16 protein-coding genes are annotated in these 19,143 nt (G+C 67.0%); 8 read left to right on the top strand and 8 right to left on the bottom strand.

Annotated elements, in window-relative coordinates; genetic code table 11:
- Window positions 1–64 precede the first annotated feature (64 nt).
- The gene (locus C451_RS13410; RefSeq protein ID WP_007741365.1) at window positions 65–1,444 is read left to right on the top strand and encodes a uracil-xanthine permease family protein; all 1,380 of its coding nucleotides are present in this window, start codon (window positions 65–67) and stop codon (window positions 1,442–1,444) included.
- A gap of 224 nt (window positions 1,445–1,668) precedes the next feature.
- Here the strand turns inward: C451_RS13410 and C451_RS13405 are convergent, their stop codons facing one another.
- Genes C451_RS13405 through glpA form a run of 3 tightly spaced genes read right to left on the bottom strand, consistent with a single transcriptional unit; the run spans window position 1,669 to window position 6,057 of the window.
- Window positions 1,669–3,108, bottom strand: a complete 1,440-nt coding sequence (locus C451_RS13405) for an anaerobic glycerol-3-phosphate dehydrogenase subunit C (RefSeq protein ID WP_394295070.1) — start codon at window positions 3,106–3,108, stop codon at window positions 1,669–1,671.
- The gene (gene glpB, locus C451_RS13400; protein WP_007741363.1) at window positions 3,036–4,313 is read right to left on the bottom strand and encodes a glycerol-3-phosphate dehydrogenase subunit GlpB; all 1,278 of its coding nucleotides are present in this window, start codon (window positions 4,311–4,313) and stop codon (window positions 3,036–3,038) included. Before glpB ends, C451_RS13405 begins: the two co-directional genes overlap by 73 nt.
- Entirely contained in the window at window positions 4,303–6,057 is a 1,755-nt protein-coding gene (glpA, locus tag C451_RS13395; protein WP_007741362.1) for an anaerobic glycerol-3-phosphate dehydrogenase subunit GlpA, read from the bottom strand. Before glpA ends, glpB begins: the two co-directional genes overlap by 11 nt.
- Window positions 6,058–6,326: 269 nt before the next feature.
- Between glpA and C451_RS13390 the strand changes: the two genes are divergently transcribed.
- The 5 genes from C451_RS13390 to C451_RS13375 all read left to right on the top strand — a co-directional run bounded on the left by C451_RS13390 (window position 6,327) and on the right by C451_RS13375 (window position 11,575).
- Window positions 6,327–7,556, top strand: a complete 1,230-nt coding sequence (locus tag C451_RS13390; protein ID WP_007741361.1) for a Cdc6/Cdc18 family protein — start codon at window positions 6,327–6,329, stop codon at window positions 7,554–7,556.
- A gap of 160 nt (window positions 7,557–7,716) precedes the next feature.
- Window positions 7,717–9,249 (top strand): glycerol kinase GlpK, encoded by a 1,533-nt coding sequence (glpK, locus tag C451_RS13385; RefSeq protein ID WP_007741360.1) that lies wholly within the window; start codon window positions 7,717–7,719, stop codon window positions 9,247–9,249.
- A gap of 1 nt (window position 9,250) precedes the next feature.
- Entirely contained in the window at window positions 9,251–10,324 is a 1,074-nt protein-coding gene (locus tag C451_RS13380) for a hypothetical protein (RefSeq protein WP_007741359.1), read from the top strand.
- An 8-nt stretch (window positions 10,325–10,332) separates the two neighbouring features.
- Window positions 10,333–10,506, top strand: coding sequence for a hypothetical protein (locus tag C451_RS22945; RefSeq protein WP_162832753.1), 174 nt, complete (start codon window positions 10,333–10,335; stop codon window positions 10,504–10,506).
- A gap of 139 nt (window positions 10,507–10,645) precedes the next feature.
- Window positions 10,646–11,575, top strand: a complete 930-nt coding sequence (locus tag C451_RS13375) for a sulfide-dependent adenosine diphosphate thiazole synthase (protein WP_007741358.1) — start codon at window positions 10,646–10,648, stop codon at window positions 11,573–11,575.
- Window positions 11,576–11,716: 141 nt separating this feature from the next.
- Here the strand turns inward: C451_RS13375 and thiM are convergent, their stop codons facing one another.
- The 3 genes from thiM to C451_RS13360 form a co-directional block, all read right to left on the bottom strand.
- Window positions 11,717–12,553 carry a hydroxyethylthiazole kinase gene (thiM, locus tag C451_RS13370; protein ID WP_007741357.1) on the bottom strand — a complete coding sequence of 279 codons (837 nt, stop codon included), beginning with the start codon at window positions 12,551–12,553 and terminating at the stop codon, window positions 11,717–11,719.
- Entirely contained in the window at window positions 12,550–13,185 is a 636-nt protein-coding gene (gene thiE, locus C451_RS13365) for a thiamine phosphate synthase (protein ID WP_007741356.1), read from the bottom strand. The genes thiM and thiE overlap by 4 nt, the downstream gene beginning before the upstream one ends.
- 111 nt (window positions 13,186–13,296) lie before the next feature.
- Window positions 13,297–13,716: a GlcG/HbpS family heme-binding protein gene (locus C451_RS13360; RefSeq protein ID WP_007741355.1), complete on the bottom strand. Its 420-nt coding sequence runs from the start codon at window positions 13,714–13,716 to the stop codon at window positions 13,297–13,299.
- A 163-nt stretch (window positions 13,717–13,879) separates the two neighbouring features.
- Here C451_RS13360 and C451_RS13355 point away from each other — a divergent pair, with 163 nt between their 5' ends.
- Complete coding sequence (locus C451_RS13355; protein WP_049913117.1) at window positions 13,880–15,316, top strand: MATE family efflux transporter; 1,437 nt, start codon at window positions 13,880–13,882, stop codon at window positions 15,314–15,316.
- 288 nt (window positions 15,317–15,604) lie between these two features.
- Here the strand turns inward: C451_RS13355 and C451_RS13350 are convergent, their stop codons facing one another.
- Window positions 15,605–16,363, bottom strand: coding sequence for a Nif3-like dinuclear metal center hexameric protein (locus C451_RS13350; protein ID WP_007741341.1), 759 nt, complete (start codon window positions 16,361–16,363; stop codon window positions 15,605–15,607).
- A 38-nt stretch (window positions 16,364–16,401) separates the two neighbouring features.
- Window positions 16,402–18,531 carry a thioredoxin domain-containing protein gene (locus C451_RS13345; RefSeq protein WP_007741339.1) on the bottom strand — a complete coding sequence of 710 codons (2,130 nt, stop codon included), beginning with the start codon at window positions 18,529–18,531 and terminating at the stop codon, window positions 16,402–16,404.
- Window positions 18,532–18,619: 88 nt separating this feature from the next.
- On the opposite strand from C451_RS13345, the gene C451_RS13340 reads away from it, so the two are divergent.
- Window positions 18,620–19,114 (top strand): hypothetical protein, encoded by a 495-nt coding sequence (locus C451_RS13340; RefSeq protein WP_007741337.1) that lies wholly within the window; start codon window positions 18,620–18,622, stop codon window positions 19,112–19,114.
- Window positions 19,115–19,143: the final 29 nt, after the last annotated feature.

Below are 19,143 nucleotides of genomic sequence, written 5' to 3'. Positions count from 1 at the left end.
TGCGAGGTGTGTTTCTCAAACCAACATATATGTTACCACACCTGTTCTTGCGCAACGTGGTATCATGTCACAAGAATCCGCTGATCACATACAGTACGATATAGACGACAAGCCGCCACTCCCCGAGGCGCTCCCGCTCGGTCTCCAGCACGTGTTCGCGATGTTCCTCGGGAACGTCGCACCGCCACTGATCATCGCGGGTGCCGTCGGGCTCGCGACCGGCAGAACCACGTTCCTGGTCCAAATGGCGCTGCTCGTCGCGGGCGTGGCGACGCTCGTCCAGGTGTTCACCGTCGGACCCGTCGGCTCGAACCTCCCCGTGATGATGGGGACGAGTTTCGCGTTCGTCGGCCCGCTCGTCGCCATCAGCACGCAGTTCGGCTTACCGGCGGTGTTCGGTGCCTGCCTCGTCGGCGCGTTCGTCGAGATCGGGATCGGTTTCTCGTACGACTACATCGACCGGTTCTTCCCGCCGCTGGTGAGCGGGATCGTCGTCATGCTGATCGGGCTGACGCTCATCCCGGTCGGGATGGACTACGCCGCCGGCGGTGCGGGTGCCGCCGACTACGGCTCGCTGATGAACATCGGGCTCGCCTCGCTCGTGTTCTTCGTCACGCTCGGGCTGAACCAGTTCTTCACTGGCTTCCTTCGGATCACGAGCGTGTTCGTCGGCATTCTCGTCGGCTACATCGCCGCCATCGTCCTCGGCGTCGCCGACTTCTCGGCGGTCGCCCAGGCCGGCTGGATCGCGATCCCGACGCCGCTCGAGTTCGGCATCGCCTTCGAGCCGAGCGCCATCATCACGATCGCCTTCCTCTACGCCGTCACGGCGGTCGAGACGATCGGCGACATGACCGGCATCGTCGCCGCGGCGAACCGTGAACCGACGCGCGACGAGATCCGCGGCGGACTGTTCGCCGACGGTATCATGAGCGCGATCGCGGCCGTCTTCAGCGCCTTCCCGAACACCTCGTTCTCGCAGAACGTCGGTGTGATCAACTTCACGGGCGTTCTCAGCCGGTACGTCGTCGCCATCGGCGGCGGACTGCTGATCGTCGCCGGCTTCGTCCCGAAGGTCGCTGCGCTCGTCACCGCGATGCCCGACGCCGTGCTCGGCGGCGGCGCACTCATCCTGTTCGCGACGATCTTCTCGAGTGGCGTCACCATCATCGACCGCGAGGTCGATCTCAACCACCGGAACACGACCATCATGGCGGTCTCGATCGCGCTCGGACTGGCCGTCGAGATCCGGCCGGACGCCATCGCGAACTTCCCCGAACTGTTCCAGACGGTGCTCGGCTCGGGACTGATCATGGGCGGCATCAGCGCACTGCTGCTCAACATCGTCATCCCCGAATCGGGCAGCACCGACACCGAACCCGAACCGCCCGCCGAGGCCGACGCGTCCATCTCGGGCGACGGAGGGGTCGTGAACGAGGACTGAAATCCACAGCGCTCGAAACTGACCCTTCCGTCCTCCCGATCCCCGAACGCGATTTTTGTCGTCAGTCGATCAGCGATCGGCAGCGATCGGCGCGCTCACCACCCCGATCGGATCGGTGTCGCGTGCGGGTGCGAACTGAACCGTTGTCGACGTTCTCGACGCGGATCGGTGCCGGTAGCCACTCCGAACGGCGACGGGAGCCGGTGTGGGCGACCGTACTGACGTTACGAACCCGCGACCAGCGCCTCTTCGAGCAGTTCGAGCGGGTGGCGGATCTCGTAGCCGGTGCCGTGTTCCATCTGCATCGCGCAGGTCGGACACTCGGTCATCCCGGTCTCGCCGGCGGCGTGCTCCATGTGTTCGAACATCTCCTCGCCGATCTCCATCGAGTAGTCGTACTTCTCCTCTTTCCAGCCGTATGTGCCCGAAATCCCCGAACAGGAGTCGCCGACGTCCTCGATGGCGACGCCGTCGAGGTCCGAGAACAGTTCGACGGCCTGCGTGTCGAGCCCCTGGTTGCGGGCGTGACACGGTGCGTGGTAGGCGAACTCACTCCCCTCGACGGATGCCTCGCCGAGCGCGCCCTCCAGATCCTCGTGCAGGCGGAGATACTCGACACCCTCGTAGGTGTGGGCGGCGACGTCCTCGATACCGTCCAGATCGAACAGTTCGGGGTATTCCTGGCCGAGTGCCATCGAACAGGAGGTGCAGGAGGCGACGATCTCGGCCCCGTTCTCGATCGCTGCGGCGAGGTTCTTCACGTTGGTCTCGGCGTGGCGGCGCGCGTCGCCGAGCATCCCGTTGGCGAACATCGGCGTGCCCGAGCACTTCTGTGGCGGGACGAGCACCTCGTAGCCGAACTCCTCGTAGACCCTGACCATCGCCTTGCCGACCTCGGGCGTGTTGAAGTTCGAGTAACAGCCGTGGAAGTACGCGATCCGCTTGTCGGGGTTCTCGACCTGCGCACCGCCGCGGGCGGCCCACCATTCCCGAAAAGTGTGATCGGCGAATTCGGGGAACTCCCGCTCGCTCGTCACGCCCATCGTCTTCGCCATCGCCCAGCGCGCCGGCCCGAAGTTCATGACGAAGTTCGCGACGCTCGGCATGAAGGAGGCGAGCCACGCCGACGTGTGGTAGTTCGCGAGGATTCGGTTTCTGAGTCGTTCGACGAGTCCGTCCTGGCCCTCACGGACGATGTCGAGCGCCTCTCGCGGGTTGCCGTCGGCGAGCGCCGACAGCGCCTCGCGACCGAACCGCTGGTTCTCGACGTACTCGCCGCGGGCGGTGTTGTGCATCTGGCTCAGCGGCACCGAGGAGGGACAGGCGTTGTCACAGCGCATGCAGTTCGAACAGGAGGTGATCGAGTCGTCGATCTCGTGGTCCTCCTTGCGCTTGAGTCGCCACTGTTCGGGTCCCTGGAACTTCGGGCCGGGGAACTCGTCGTCGACCTCGGCGACCGGACAGGATGTATCGCACGTCGAACACTTGTAACAGTCGTCCGCGCCCGGGCGGAGATCCATCTCGGTCGTCTCGAAGACGTCCACCGGTTCGAACTCGTCGGCGTCGTGGGTTGGTGCGTCGCTCATGTGTATCACTGGTTCGTCGCCGCGCCCGCCGCACGGCCGGCCGCGTGACCGGTCGCCAGCGAGATGCCGCTGCCCGATTTCTCCGCCGCGAAGTCAACCCCGCCGAGAACGCCACCGGCGGCGCGGAGGTTGTCGTACTCCGTCCGTCCGTCCGCATCGAGCGGTCGCAGATCGTCGTCCACCGTGACCCCGAAGCGCGCGAACGGATGGTCGCCGAACGCCTCGTCGGCGAACCACTCGTACCGGTCGTCGGGATGGGGGACGTAACAGTCGAAGACCGGTTCGACGACCTCCTCGCGATCCGAGTCGATCCCTTTGCCGACCAATCCCCCTGTCGCGAGCACGAACTCGTCGGCGTGGAACGGCGTTGGTCGGCCGTTACGGTCGGTCGACACGCTTCGAATTCGTTCGTCGCTCGCGTCGAACTCCACGACGGGGTTACCGGTCGTCCGTCGCACGCCCGCCTCGTCGAGCGCTTCCTGGAACAGCGCTTCGAGCCCCAATCCGAGCAGGCTCGGCGGTCCCATCGGCACCTCGAAGACGTCGACCCCGAGAGACGATTCGAGCGCTTCGCGGACTGCCCCTGATTCCTCCTCACCGAGCACTGCCGGAAAGCCGACCCGTTCAGCACCCCCAAGATGGGATTCGACCGCTCGCGCGAGCGCGCGCCGCACCGGCATCGATCCGTTCGCGATTTCGACGGTCTCGTCATCGTCGAGTGCGCGGGCGAAGCGCGTCACGCGCGAGTCGGCCCTGAAATCGCCGGGGAACCCGACGGTGACGCCGCGCGTCGTTCCCGGAACGCCGGCGGCAGCGAGGTGGTCGGCCGCGAGCGGCGCATCGAAGGCGGTCAGCGAATCGAACCCCACGAGCAGCGTCTTTCGATCCTGGCTCGCCAGCCCCGGGGCTACGCGCGTCGGGTAGCGCGCGGTCGGTTTCACCGTTCCGCCGTGGGTCGCCACGAGCGCGTTCGCGTCGGTGTGGTTGCCTCGATAGGCGTCGCCGGTTACGTCGTCGAACAGGGACAGTCCCGCTCGGACGGCATCGCCGCCGACCCGCCGGTAGGGATGGCTTTCGGGGAGGGAAGCGAGTGCGTCGAACGGATTGGCGACGAGTTCGTCGTCGTCGTAGCCAAGAATATCGACGAGCCCGCTCGCGTGCCGGAGCGTACTCTTCTTGTGTGAAAGCAGTCGCACTCGCGCCCCCTCACGCGCTGCTCGAAGCGCGGCCGTCATGCCGGCGAGCCCACCGCCGATCACGCAGACGTCGTCCTCAATCGCCATGGTCGTCCTCCCTGCTGTCGGCTCTCTCGTGTGCATCATCACGGCGACCGCCGTCGGCCGCCGCCTCCGGCGTGGGCGGTCCCGCGTCGAAGCGGTCGTACTCGATCCCGTCGTCCGACGCCGCCGGATAGCGATCGCGGTTCATCGTGGTCGCGTGGAGCGCGTGGTTGAGCATCGCCTGCGAGAGCTGTTCGCCCCAGAGCGCGTGGCGCTGGCCCTTCCAGCGCTCCTCGTACAGTTCGTCGAGCGCGGTTCTCGTCGTCGCCTCGTCGTATTCGGGATGGAGCAGTGCGGCGATCCGATGGGCACAGAACCCACCCTGGCAGTTGCCCATCGAGGCACGGGTGCGGATGCGCGTGGCGTTCAGATCGGTGCCCGCATCCGCGATGGCGTGGTCGAGTTCCGCGCGCGTGACCGCCTCACAGGTGCAGACCACCGGGTTTGGATCGTCGGTTTTCAGCACCTCGTCGGCCTTGCTCCCCAGTCGTTCGGTGCTCCGACGGCCGATCGGCGAGCGCAGGCCGAACTCCTCCATGTAGTCTCGGAGCACGGAGAAATCTTCGCTCCCCGGAAGAGGTTGCTCGGCGGTGCGACAGCTCCCTTCGACGCCGAGTTTCTCGCAGACGTGATCCGTGATCTGTTCGGCCATCAGTCGGTAGGTCGTGAGTTTGCCGCCCACGATCGACGTCATCCCGGCCAGACTGTCGCGATCGGCGTGATCGAGCAGGAAGAACTGCCGCGTGATGTCGGTCGGATCGGTCGTGCCGGTGTCGGGTGGTTCGTAGAGCGGGCGCACGCCCCAGAACGAGCGGATGGTGCGGGCCTCGCCCAGGATCGGCACGAGTTCCGAGAGGGTGTCGATCATCATGTCGACCTCCCACTGCTCTTCGGGGTAATCGTCGGGGTCCTCGACCTCCACATCCGTGGTTCCGAGGATGCAGGCTGTCTCGTGGGGGACGATGATGTCGGCGTCGCCCTTCGGCCGACAGCGGTTGACGACCGTATCGACCTGGCGCGTGTTCATCACGGTCATCACACCCTTCGAGGGGCGGACCTCGACATCGACGCCCGCCATCGCGCCCAGTTCGCCGGCCCACGCGCCGGTCGCGTTCACCACGTGGTCGGCCTCGATGCGCTCGGTCGTGCCCGGCTCGTGGTGTGAGCGCTTGCCGGGACCGCTCTCGTGGCGTATCTCGACGCCCTTCACCTGGTCGTCCTCGACGAGCACATCCGTGACCTCGGCGTGGGTCTCGATGCGCGCGCCGTGTTCCTCGGCGTCGGCGGCGTTCGCGACGCAGAGTCTGAACGGGTCGATGGCCCCGTCGGGCACCCGGATCGCGCGCTCGACGTCACGAGTGAGATACGGCTCGATCTCCCGGGCTTCTTCACCCGAGATCACCTCGGCCGGAATGTCACAGTCGCGACAGCCCGCGAGCTTCTCCTCGAAATACTCGTCGTCGTCGGCGGGCAGCTGGACGAACAGCCCGCCGGTCATCTCGACGCAGTGGCTCGCGATCTCCCGGAGAACGCGGCTCTCCGCGATGCATTCGGCGGCGCTCTCCTGATCCGAGACCGCGTATCGCCCGCCGCTGTGGAGCAGTCCGTGCATCCGGCCCGTCGTCCCGTGGGTGAGATTGCCGCGCTCGACGAGCGTGGTGTCGACGCCACGCAGCGCGAGATCGCGCGCGATACCACAGCCCGTCGAGCCGCCGCCGATGACGAGCGCCTCGGTTTCGGTTGCCATCTGTCCGTGTGTGCATGAGGCTCCACACGCTTTATTTTATCGGTGGGGGGTTAGTGGCCGTAGATAACGACCATCCAAGGGGAAGCGGCGGTGGACGAACCGAGCGATCGGTCCGGTTCTCCTGACCGATCGCCGGAGAGCGGCGGTGGTCGTCACCGTCCGCACAAGGCTTATCACCGCATACAATGATTTACGGCCGAACACGTGTCAGTAGTAACAGACAGCGAACGGGAGAACGGGAAGGGGTCGGACGGCGAGGAACGGCGTCGATGGCGACGAGTTCGGTCGATCGGCGGTCGACGGCCGCGCCGGCACGGTCGATAACCGTGGACCTCGCTGCTCGCATCCGACGGCGACGGGAATCGGTCGGGGAGACGCGGGTCGTGCTCGACTACCACGCGATCAGCCCCATCGCCCACGTCGACGAACCGACCAACCGGGGGACGGTGCTCGAACGCCTGCTCGACTACGTCGATCCGGTGTTCGACGGCCGTCTCCCGCCCAACGCCTACGTCTGGGGGCCGTCCGGGAGCGGAAAATCGGCCGTCGCCACCGCGTTGCTCGACCAACTCCGTCGTGTGGGGACGCGTTCCGGTTCGGTGATTCACACCTCGACCCGCGGCGGGACGAACGCGGCACCGTCGCTCGTCTATGTCGACACGCGCCACGCGAGCAGCGAGTTCGGCCTCTATCAGACGATGCTCGACGGGATGCTCGACGAATCGGTGCCGAAACACGGCGTCGGGACGGATACGCTCCGCTCGCGGCTGGCCGAGACGCTGGCGGACGATCGCCGGCTGCTCGTCGCGTTCGATCACGTCGACGAACCCGGTACGCAGTCGCTCGCGTCGCTCGTCTCGGCGTTCGACGGGATGGCCGACTCGCTCTCCTGGCTCGCCATCGGCCGTCGGCCGCCGTCGGAGCTCTCGATCGACGGCCCGCCCGAGCGCATCGAGGTTCCGGCCTACCGCGATCTCGCGCTGGTCGACATCCTGACGGCCCGCGCGTCGGCGGGGATGGCGCGGCGGGCCATCGAACACGAACAGCTCCGTCGCATCGCCGTCTGGGCCGACGGCAACGCCCACGACGCGCTCTGTGTGCTGTTCGCGGCGGCCGACGAGGCGGCGCTCGCGGGGGTTTCGGGCGTCCGCGAGCACGACCTCCACGTCGGCATGGATGCCCTCCCGCGGCCGGCGGTCTCGCTCGGGCGCGTGTTCGCGCTCTCGGCGAACCGCCAGCAGGTGCTGGCCCGGCTCGTCGAGATCGACGACGATCAGCGTGCGTCGGTCGACGCCGCGGCCACCGCCGTCGCCGCCGCACCGAACGTCGATCTCTCGAAGGGAACGGTGAAACGCCTGCTCTACGAGCTCGCCGAGATCGGGATCGTCGAACGGGTGAGCAAGGAGCGTTCGGTCGGTGCTGGCCGATCGCCGAGCCGCCTCGAACCACGGTTCCCGACACGGGTCTTCGGCCGACTTCATAGCCTCGCGAACGCGTAACGAGCGGGATGGATCGTGGCCCGCCGGAGCGAGGGATCGGCCGACCGGCGAAACCGCGACCTGCGCAAGATTTATGTGAATAGAAGATACTGTTTACGGACGGATACATGGTAGCAGTAAAAACCGGTCGAACCGCGCGGCGTGCGAACGGGAGCCGACGATGAGCGAGGGGACGTACGTCGGCGCGATCGACCAAGGGACGACGGGCACGCGGTTCATGGTGTTCGACCACGGTGGCGGGGTCGTCGCCAGTGCCTACGAGAAACACGAACAGTACTACCCGGAACCGGGCTGGGTCGAGCACGACCCGATGGAGATCTGGGAGAACACGAAGTCGGTCATCGGCGACGCGCTCGACAGCGCCGGCATCGACGCGACGCGACTCGACGCGATCGGGGTCACCAACCAGCGCGAGACGACGCTGTTCTGGGACGCCGACACCCGCCGGCCGATCATGCGGGCGATCGTCTGGCAGGATCGCCGGACCACCGACCGGATCGAGGGGCTCGAAACGAACGGCAAGGCCGAGACGATCCAGGACAAGACGGGGCTCGAACCCGACGCCTACTTCTCGGCGACGAAGGCCGAGTGGATCCTCGACAACGCCGATCCGATCAAACTCCAGCGCTCGCGTCCGCAGGACATCCGCGAGCGCGCCGCCGACGGCGAGGTGCGCTTCGGTACGATCGACTCGTGGCTCATCGAGAACCTCACGGGCAACCACATCACCGACGTGACGAACGCCTCCCGGACGATGCTGTTCAACATCCACGAGATGGACTGGGACGACGATCTCCTCGAGGAGTTCCGCGTCCCACGGGCGTCGCTCCCCGAGGTCCGCCCGTCGAGCGACGAGAACCTCTACGGGACGACCGACGCGGACGGGTTCCTCGGCGCGGAGATCCCCGTCGCCGGCGCGCTCGGCGACCAGCAGGCCGCCCTCTTCGGCCAGACCTGTTTCGATCCCGGTGATGCGAAGAACACCTACGGCACCGGGTCGTTCTTCCTGCTCAACACCGGCGAGGAGGCCGTCGAGAGCGATCACGGCCTCCTCACCACGATCGGGTTCCAGCGCTCGGGCGAGCCGGTGCAGTACGCCCTCGAAGGCTCGATCTTCGTCACGGGTGCGGCCATCGAGTGGCTCGAAGACGTCGAACTGCTCGACAACGCGATGGAGTCAGAAACCGTCGCCCGCAGCGTCGACTCGACCGATGGCGTCTATCTCGTCCCCGCCTTCACGGGACTGGGCGCACCCCACTGGGACGGGCGCGCACGCGGGACGATCGTCGGGATGACGCGCGGGACGGAACGTGCACACATCGTCCGCGCGGCGCTCGAATCGATCGCCTTCCAGACCCGCGACGTCGCCGAAGCGATGGAGGCCGACGCGGGGATCGACATCAGCAGTCTCCAGGTCGACGGCGGCGCGGTGAAGAACAACTTCCTCTGCCAGCTTCAGGCGAACATCGTCGGCACCGACATCGTGCGCCCGGAGGTCGACGAGACGACGGCGCTCGGCTCGGCCTACGCCGCCGGGCTCGCCGTCGGCTACTGGGACGACCCCGAGAAGCTGCGCGACAACTGGCGGGTCGACCGCGAGTTCACACCTGACGAGGACGCATCGGTCGACGGTCGCTACGAGCGCTGGAGCGAGGCGGTCGAGCGCTCGCGCGACTGGGCACGGGAGGCGTAGGATGCAGGCGTTGCTCCAGCTCCCGATCATCGGCCTCGGCGTCGAGGAGTTCGCCCTGCTGTTCATCGCCGCGCTCGCCGGCGGAGCGTTCGGGGCAGCCCTCGGTGCGCTCCCCGCGTTCGTCTTCACCGGCTTCGCGATCTTCCTCGGCGAGGGACTCAACATCCTCCAGGGAGAACTCGCCTCGAACGTCGGCTCGCTCGGCGCGGGATCGCTCGGTGTCAATCTGACCGACACGATCGGCTTCGGGATGGTCTTCGGCCCGCACATCTCCTTCGCGGCCGGCGTGGCCGCCTCGGCCTACGTCGGGAAGAAATATCCCGAGATGGAGCCCGACGGCTGGGACTACCATCCGGGGAAGGTCATTACGGAAGCGTACGGCACGAAACCCGACATCCTCGCGGTCGGCGCGGTCTTCGGCGTCGTCGGCATGCTCATCAACCAGTTGGCGAGCGGGATCGGCTTACCGACCGACGGTATCGCGCTGTCGGTCGTCCTGACGGCGCTGCTCGCCCGACTCGTCTTCGGCTACCCGCTGGTCGGCTCGCCGTCCGGCTCCTCGCTGTTCGATATGTCACCGTTCGAGCGCGAGGAGCAGCGTGCGGTGGCCGACGGCGGCACCGACAGCATGCGGCTGGCGACCGAACCGTGGCTCGGCCACCAGTACAAGTGGTCCGGCGTCGCCCTCATCGGCGTCGTCGGTGGGATCCTCAGCGGCTACATCTGGATCGAGACCGGGAGCATCTTCCTCGGCTACGCCTTCTCGGCGATGAGCCTGCTCTTTCTCAACCTCGGTGTCGCGAAGATCCCCGTCACCCACCATATCACGCTGCTCGGTGCGGTCGGGGCCATCGTCGCGACGGAGATGATCGGTGGTCCGATCCCTGCGATCCTCGGGGCCGCCCTCTTCGGTGGACTCACCGGCGTCATCGGCGAGGCGACCCAACGGATCTTCTACTCGCACTCCGGCACGCACGTCGACCCGCCGGCGATGGCGATCGTGGTCGCGATGACCATCGTGGGCGTACTCTACCTCGTCGGCGTCATTCCGACGTCGGGCTACCTCGGTCTCTAACCACAACAATGTCACATACACCAGAACGACCGGAGCTGTACGTCTGCATGGACTGTCAGAGCGTCCACGCCGGGAACGTCTCGGGCGGCCCGGAGGACCATCGGTACGACGCGCCGGGCGAGTGTGCCGCCTGCGGGGGCACCGAGTTCGTCGAGATGGAGGATTACCCTCACGTCGGCTGAACGGCGCGACGAACGGCGACGAACCGTACTTCTCTCGATCATTCCTCGAAATCGGCCAGTGGCGACGCCATGCGAGCACGATCGACGGGACACCGACGATGGAAAGATATATTATTCACGGGTAGTAACACTGGGTTGCATGACGGATCAGTTCGAGCAGTTCAGCGACGTGGGCGAAGCACAGGTCACCCGAGCGATCGGTCAGGAGTGGACCGAGGAGTTCATGGACTACACCGAGTCCGACGTGATCATCGTCGGCGGCGGCCCCTCGGGGCTGATGGCCGCCAAGGAACTCGGCGATCGCGGCGTGAAGGCGATGGTCGTCGAGAAGAACAACTATCTCGGCGGCGGGTTCTGGCTCGGCGGCTTCCTGATGAACAAGATCACCGTTCGCGACCCCGCACAGACGGTGCTCGACGAGATCGACGTCGACTACAAGCGCTCGCAGGACAGCGAGGGGCTCTACGTCGCCAACGGTCCCGAGGCGGCATCGGGGCTCATCAAGGCCGCCTGTGACGCCGGCGCGAAGATGCAGAACATGACGGAGTTCACCGACATCGTGGTGCGCGAGGACCATCGTGTCGGCGGCATCGTGATGAACTGGACACCCGTCCACGCGCTCCCGCGCGAGATCACGTGTGTCGACCCCATCGCCGTCGAATCGGAGCTCGTCATCGACGCGACCGGTCACGAGGCGATGGCCGTCTCGAAACTCGACGAGCGAGGCGTGCTCGACGCACCCGGCATCGCCGACGCCGCCGAGAACGCCACCGGCATGGATCAGACCGAGGACGGTCAGTACGGCGCTCCCGGTCACGACTCGCCGGGCCACGACTCGATGTGGGTCGGCCAGAGCGAGGACGCGGTCGTCGAGAACACGGGCGTCGCCCACCCCGGCCTGATCGTCTCCGGGATGGCGACCGCGACGACCTACGGTCTCCCCCGGATGGGCCCGACCTTCGGCGCGATGCTCCTCTCGGGCAAGCGCGCGGCCCAGGCCGCCATCGACGAACTCGGCGTCGACGCCGAGCCAGTCGACATGAGCGCGCCCGCACCGGCCGACGACTGAGGCAACCGATACATTCCCGAATCTCGGCCCCGATCGGCGGACACCCTAAACCCCGATCGATCGCCGGTTCGCCGGTATCGCTACGGCGACGGCTGCTAGTACTCCACCCGTAGCACCCCGGCGAACGCGGCTTTTCCTTCCCTATTCGTCGCTTCGCACGGCCAGTTCGATCCGCTCGGCTGGCGCGACGAGATCGTCCTCTGAGAGCCCGGCGACTGCGTCGTGGAAACACGTCCGGTAGCTGTCCGGGCCGGCGTACTCGCCGAATCTCTCGTCGGCGGCGGCCTCACCGGCCAGCCCGAACGCGAGCGTGCCGGCGAGCGCCGCCCGTTCGTCGTCGAGCGCAGCGGTGAACACCGCGAGCGTCATCCCGAGCATGCAGCCGGTACCGACGACCGAGCCGAGCAGTTCGTCGCCGCCGTGGAGCTCGAACGCCTCGTCGGCGGTCGCGACGATGTCGACCGCGCCGGAGGCGACGACGACGCTGTCGGTCTCGCGCGCGCAGGTGATGGCCGTCTCGGCGATGTCGCCGTACTCGCCGACCGATTCGACGCCGCGGACGGTCGCGTCTTCGCCCGCCAGTGCGGAGATCTCGCCGTAGTTGCCGCTGACGATGCTCACGTCGAGTTCGGTCGTCAGTCGCTCGGCGACGCGATCACGGGTCGACGTCGAGCCGACGCCGACCGGATCGACCACGACGGGCGTTCCGGCCTCGTTCGCCGCCTCGCCGGCGGCCAGCATCGCTCTCTCGCCACTTTCGCTCACCGTCCCCATGTTGAGCAGGCAGGCGTCGGCGGCCGTGACCATCTCGCCGACCTCGCGCTCGTCGTCGGACATCACGGGCAGCCCGCCCCAGTGGAGGGCGATGTTGGCCACGTCGTTGACCGTCACGTCGTTGGTGAGCGCGTCGACCAGCGGTTCGGTCTCGTCGACCGCGTCCAGAGCGTCGGCGAGATCGAGCCCGTCGAACGTGCTCATTGAGCCACCTCCTCGACGGTATCGGCGAGCTGTCGCGTCGCGGCCGCCGGATCGTCGGCGGCGGTGATCGCCGAGATGACCGCGACGCCGTCCGCACCGGCGGCGACGACGTCGTGAGCGTTCTCGGGTGTGACGCCACCGATGCCGACGATCGGGATGTTGACGGCGGCCACGATGTCGGCGACGGTCTCGGTGCCGATCTCCGCTTCGGCGTCGGGGATGTCCTTGGAGGTCGTCGCGTAGATCGCGCCGACGCCCAGGTAGTCCGCACCCGCGCGTTCGGCGGCCTCGGCGGCTTCGACCGTCGAGACCGAGCGGCCGATACAGCGTTCCGGTCCGAGAACCTCGCGCGCGGCGGGGATCGGGAGATCGTCGTCGCCCAGGTGGACCCCGTCGGCGTCGACGGCGGCCGCGATGTCGGCCCGGTCGTTGACGATGAAGGTGACGTCGGCGGCTCGCGTCTGCTTGCGCAGCTCTTCGGCGAGTTCGTAGCGCTCGCGGACGGTCGCGTTCTTCTCGCGCAACTGGATGGCGGTCACCCCGCCGTCGATCGCCGCTGCGACGATCTCTTCGGTCGAACGGTCGCGCGAACGGTTCGCCTGCGTCACGAGATACGCGCCGGAGACATTCATGCGTTGTATCTCGAAGTGGTCGCAGGGACGGCATATGAATGTCGGTCGTCGCGTTGGCTCGTCAGGGATCTGCTCGTGGGTGCTCCCGAGTTCCCGATCGCGCGGGTGGTGCTACTCCGTCAGTTCCTGGAACTTCTCGACGGCAGCCTCTGCGATCTCGACGTCCTCGTCTGGCATCCCGCCGCTCGACCCGACCGCCCCGACGATCTCGCCGTCGACTTCGAGCGGAAAGCCGCCGCCGAAGACGACGAGTCGGCCGTCGTCGTTCGTCTGGAGCCCGTACAGCGGGCCGCCGGGCTGGACCGCCTCGGCGAGTTCGTGCGTCGGCATCTTCAGACCGGCAGCCGTGTAGGCCTTGTTCCGGGAGATGGTGACGCTCGGGAGCCACGCGCCGTCCATCCGGTGCTGGGCGACGAGGTTGCCTTCGGCGTTCGACACTGTGAGCACCGACGGCACCCCGATCTCCTCGGCGTACTGTTCGCCCGCTTCGATCACCGTCGTCGCTCGTTCGAGTGGGATCGTCGCGACCATCGTCCGTTCGTTTCACTCCAGTGTACAAAAAGGTGGAGGCCAACACGACCATGCCGCGGAACACGCTGTCATGTCATTGTGGAGAGTATATCACGGTCGATTATATATGTTAGTTCGATGGGAAAGAAAACCCCTTTAAACACCCGTCACGAACTTTTCGAGGTTGAAATTTCGCGCGTCAAACCCCGTTCGGTTAGTCGTACTGTACATCGGTCGGCTGCTCGTTCGTGCCGGATTGCTCGAATCCGAACGAGCACGTCGCACGACGAAACTCGCCTGGCCACGCATCATCACCGGCATCGCCCGGATGTCGAAGAACGCCGTCGACATCGCCATGATCGGTATCGCGCTCGGCTCGACGGCGATCGCCGGCGTCGGCTTCGCCAGTCCCTACTGGGGGTTCGCCTTCGCCATCGGCGGCGGCATCGCCGCCGGCACGATCGCGCTCGTCTCACAGCGCTACGGCGCGAAACGCCTCGGCGACATCGATCGCGCCGTCCGATCGAGCGTCACCGTCGTGGTCGCGCTCACGCTGCCGATCGTCGCCGCGCTCTGGCTCGTCCCCACCCCGCTGGTCTCGCTGCTCGGCGACGATCCGGCGGCGATCGCCTTCGGTGCCGACTATCTCAAGGTCGTCGCGCTCGGCATCCCCTTTGCAGCGCTCAACCTCATCGGCAGCCGTGTCTATATCGGTGTCGACGACGCCCGGACGCCGATGATGCTCCGCAGCGCCGGCGCGCTCGCGAACATCGTCATCAACGCCGTGTTGATCTTCGGCTTCGGCCTCGGCGTCGTCGGCGCGGCGCTCGGCACCGTCCTGTCGAGCGCGGTCGTCACCGGCCTCTTCGCCATCGGACTCGTCAAGGGTCGCCTTCCGGGTCTCGGCACGCTTCCCGTCCAAATCGACCCGCGCGGGAGCTACCTCGGCACCGACATCCGCCACGTCGTCTCGATCGGGACGCCCGTCATCGGTCGCGAACTCGTCTTCACCGTCGCGGAGTTCCCGATGCTCGTCATCGTCGCGCTGTTCGGTAGCGACGTCGTCGCCGCCTACGTCATCGCGCGGCGTATCTGGGGATTGATGAACACGCCCGGCTGGGGCTTCGGTCTCGCTTCCTCCAGCCTGGTCGGCCAAGAACTCGGCAGTGGCCACGAGGAGACCGCCGAGGCGTACGGTCGCGAGATCGTTCGGTTCGCGGTCGCGGTCTACCTCGTCTCGGCGGGGCTCGTCTTCGTCTTCGTCGACGAGATCGTCGCCGCGTTCGTCGGCGACCCCACTTCGTCGGTCGTGCCGGTGGCGGTCTCGCTCGTCACGGCAGCCTGTTTCGCCATCGTCCTCCGGGGGGTCTCGGGCGCGGCCGCCGGCCCGCTCGACGCCAGCGGCGACACGAATTGGACGTTCTACAGCCAACTGCTCGGCATCTTCGGCGTCGCCGTTCCGGTGGCCTATCTCGGCGCGACGACCTCGCTCGGCCTCGCCGGGCTCTCGCTGGCCTTCCTCGCCGAGACGACCGTGCCCGCCGTGCTCAACTACTACCGCTTCAACAGCGAGAAGTGGAAACAGGTGAGCCGGGGCTACCGTTCGGACGCATCCGCGTAGGCTGCTCGCACCCGACGATAAAATAACTCCACCGTCGAGGGTGTCATAGAACGGTTGGCAAGGTTTCCGCGTACCAGTCGAGAGATCCGCTCCCGCTGGTTCTGAATTGCGACAATACTGGCTGCTTATTAGACACCGTTTCTCAGGGTGCTGATGAGGTGTGTGAAGAGTTCTATGACACCCTTCCACCGTCGGCTGTCCCCGAACTGTTCGACTCGTCCCGCGACTGCTTCTCTCCGTTTTCCCTGGTTTCGCGACACCCACCGACCGAGTGAATGGCTCTCGCGACTACAGCCCGGTCGGACAGTCGACGAACGTCGTTTCGATGCCCCAGTCCTCGGCAAGTGACTGGAGCGAGCGCACGCCGAAGGTTTCGGTCGCGTAGTGCCCGGCCAGATACACGTGGACGCCGGCCTCACGCGCCTCGTGGTAGAGTTTCTGTTTCCCCTCGCCGGTGACGAACGCGTCGGCACCCCGTTCGACGGCCTCCTCGAACCAGTCGGCGGCGGCCCCGGTCGCGACGGCGACGTCCTCGATCTCGTCGGGCCCGAATTCGAGCGCCGTCACGTCGTTTTCTGGCCCGCACTCGGTCACGAGCCGATCGTGAAAGTCGGCCGGTGAGATGCCCGTAGAACGACCGAACTGGCCGATATACTCGTCACCGAGCGCGCCGAACGGCTCACGGTCGTCGAGCGCGAGTGCGTCGACGATGCCGGCGGCGTTGCCGAGTTCCTGGTGGCCGTCGAGCGGGAGGTGTGAGACGTACAGCGCCATGTCGTGCTCGAAGAAGGGTGCGAGTCGGTCGCGGATGGAGCCGGTTGCGCGTTCGAACTCGCCCCAGAACAGGCCGTGGTGCACGACGAGCGCGTCCGCGCCCGCATCGACGGCGCGCTCGGCGGTTTCGATCGCGGCATCGACCGCGAAGGCGGCGTGGTCGATCTCGTCCGGGCCGGCGACCTGGAGGCCGTTGGCGCTCGCGTCGAGATCGGCGTAGGCGGTAGTATCGAGGCGGTCGTCGAGACGCTCGACGAACGTTTCGGTGTCCATAGCGGGCGTTCGCCCGCCGGGATCAAGAACGCTGGCGTCTACTCCGATCCCGGACTCTCGGGCGCGAGCCGGTCGGCCCACGACAGCGCCTCGTCGATCTCGGTCTGTGGCGGCGAGCAGGTGAACGCACGACAGACGTACGCCGTCGGCTCGCCGTCTTCTCCCGTCCGCTCGGCCCAGATCGGCGGCGCGTCGTCGACCGAGAGCCGATCGAGCCAGTCGTCGAGCTCGGCGTTGGTCGACGGACGGCGTGCGAGCAGCCGTTTGGGGAGATACGCGCGCCCGATGCGCTCGCGCCACTCGCCGGGGAGCTCGTCGGCAACGACCGTCAGTTCGAGCGAGCCCGCAGTGTGGCGGTCGGCCGCGAGCGCGAGCGACGCACGTCGGAGCGGACTCGCCTCGATCGACTCGGCGTGGGTTTCGAGCACCGTCTCGGCGACGTCCTCGAACTCCTCGTCGGGCGCGAACTGCGACAGCGCGAGCAGCGTGTCGACCGCCACGCCGGTACTGGAGGGCGTCGACTGGTCGTCGAGCTCCTGGGGCCGGGCGACGAGCGACTCGCCGCTCCGTGGCGTGAAATACAGTGTTCCTTCCTCGCCGTCGAAGAACTCGCGGACGATGGCGCGCCCGAGATCCAGCGCGAATTCGAGCTGCGCGACCTCGCCGGTCGCCTCGTAGCAGTTGAGCGCACCGCGCGCGAGGAAGGCGTAATCTTCGAGATAGCCGTCGATCTTCACCTCTCCATCTTTGAATCGCCGCGCGAGTTGCTGTTCGTCTTCGTCCCACAGCTGCTCGTGGACGAAACCGAGCGCCGCGACGGCCGTCTCACTGTAGGTTTCATCGAGCGCGAGACCCGCCTCGGCGAACGCCGAGATCATCAGCCCGTTCCAGCCCGCCAGGATCTTCTCGTCGCGCGCCGGGCGCTCGCGATCGGCTCGTGCCGCGAAGATCGCCTCGCGGGCGCGTTCGAGGTCGGCTTCGATCTCCTCGGTCGTCGTTCCGTGCTCGTCGGCCAGCCCGTCGATCGTAGTGTCGATCGTCAACACCGTCTTTCCGTTCTCGAAGTTGCCCGCCTCGGTGATGCCGTAGCGCTCGCAGAACAGGTCGGCCGCGAACTCGTCGTCGACCGCCTCGTGGACTTCTTGCGGCGTCCAGACGTAGAAGGCGCCCTCCTCGTGTTCGCCCGATTCGCCCTCGCTCTGGGCGTCGAGCGTGCTGAAGAAGCCGCCGTCGGGATGGCGCAGTTCGCGCTCGACGAACCCGAGCGTCTCGCGGGCGATCTCGGCGTAACGCTCCTCGCCAGTGAGGCGATAGCCGGCGAGATAGGCGCGCACGAGCTCGGCGTTGTCGTAGAGCATCTTCTCGAAGTGGGGCACCGTCCACTCGCGGTCGGTGACGTACCGGTGGAAACCGCCGCCAGCGTGATCGCGCAGTCCGCCGTCGGCTATCGCGTCGAGCGCCTCGACGGCGACCTCGCGGAAGGCGTCTCGTCCGGTTCGCTCGTGGGCCTGCATGAGGAGGTGGAGTCGCCCGGTCTGGGGGAACTTCTGCCCGCGGCCGAACCCGCCGTGCTCGCGATCGGCCTCGCTGACCGCGCGCTGGGCCGCGGTTTCGAGCAGTCCCGGGGAGACCTCACCCGGTGTGTCGGGCGTTCCCTCTAGCTCACCGGCCATCGCGTCGGCCCACTGATCGGCGCGGCTCTCGATGTCCTCGCGTTCGTCGTTCCACGAGTCGGCGATCGAATCGAGGAGGTCGAGAAAACCTGGCTGGCCGCGCTTGGCCTCGCGCGGGAAGTACGTGCCCACATAGAAGGGGCGACCGTCGGGCGTGAGCCAGACCGACAGCGGCCAGCCGCCGCGTCCGGAGACCATCGCGGCGACGGTCTGGTAGAGTCGGTCGAGATCGGGTCGCTCCTCGCGATCGACCTTGATCGGAACGAACTCCTCGTTGAGCTGTTCGGCCACCGCCGGGTCGTCGAAGCTCTCGTCGGCCATGACGTGACACCAGTGGCAGGCCGAATAGCCGATCGAGAGGAAGATCGGCACGTCGCGCTCGCGGGCCGCGTCGAGCGCGTCGTCGTCCCAGGGCTGCCAGTGCACCGGGTTGTCGGCGTGCTGGCGGAGATACGGGCTCGCCTCCTCGTCGAGTCGGTTGCGGCTGGTGCTCATGGGTTCGATAGACACCGCGGACGGGTAAACACCATCGCCCGCTCTCGCCGGCAGCAGGTTCTTGCCGAGCGCGAGCCCACAGTAGAGGATGGCGACCCACCTCAGCCGCGAGCAGACCGAGGCGTGGCTCGACGAGTCGGTCGTGCAGAACGTCGAGAGCGAATCCGGCGACGGAACCGAGTACAACCTCCAGCTCCAGCTGTCGCGACTGCCCCTGCACGTGATCAAGGAGGAGACCTGGGGGCCGCTGCGCGTCGTCGGCGAGTGTACCTTCGACACCGATCGCGTCGCGGCGCTCGTCGAGAACGCGGAGCGCCGCCAGGAACTCCTGCTGCGCTTGAACCCGGTTCTCGCCGGCGCACCGGGATTTTACACCTTTCTCGACGACGAGGGCGACCCCTGCGAGTTCCCCCGCGTCCACTCGATCCTCCTCGAAGACCGCCTCTATCCCGACGGCGCGAGCCAGCAGGCGCTGATGAACTCGGTGATGGCGACGGCGAGCACGATGCGCTCGATCCAGAACACGGCCGCCGCGCTGCAAAACCAGTCGCTACAGCGCGCACACGACGATTCAGCGGAGTAGTGTTCCGATGCCACCCGTGATCGTGACGT

The sequence above is a fragment of the Halococcus thailandensis JCM 13552 genome (genome assembly GCF_000336715.1).
Lineage (GTDB): Archaea > Halobacteriota > Halobacteria > Halobacteriales > Halococcaceae > Halococcus > Halococcus thailandensis.
Note: the sequence above shows the minus strand (reverse complement) of the source record. Positions and strands in the feature narration are given on the sequence as shown.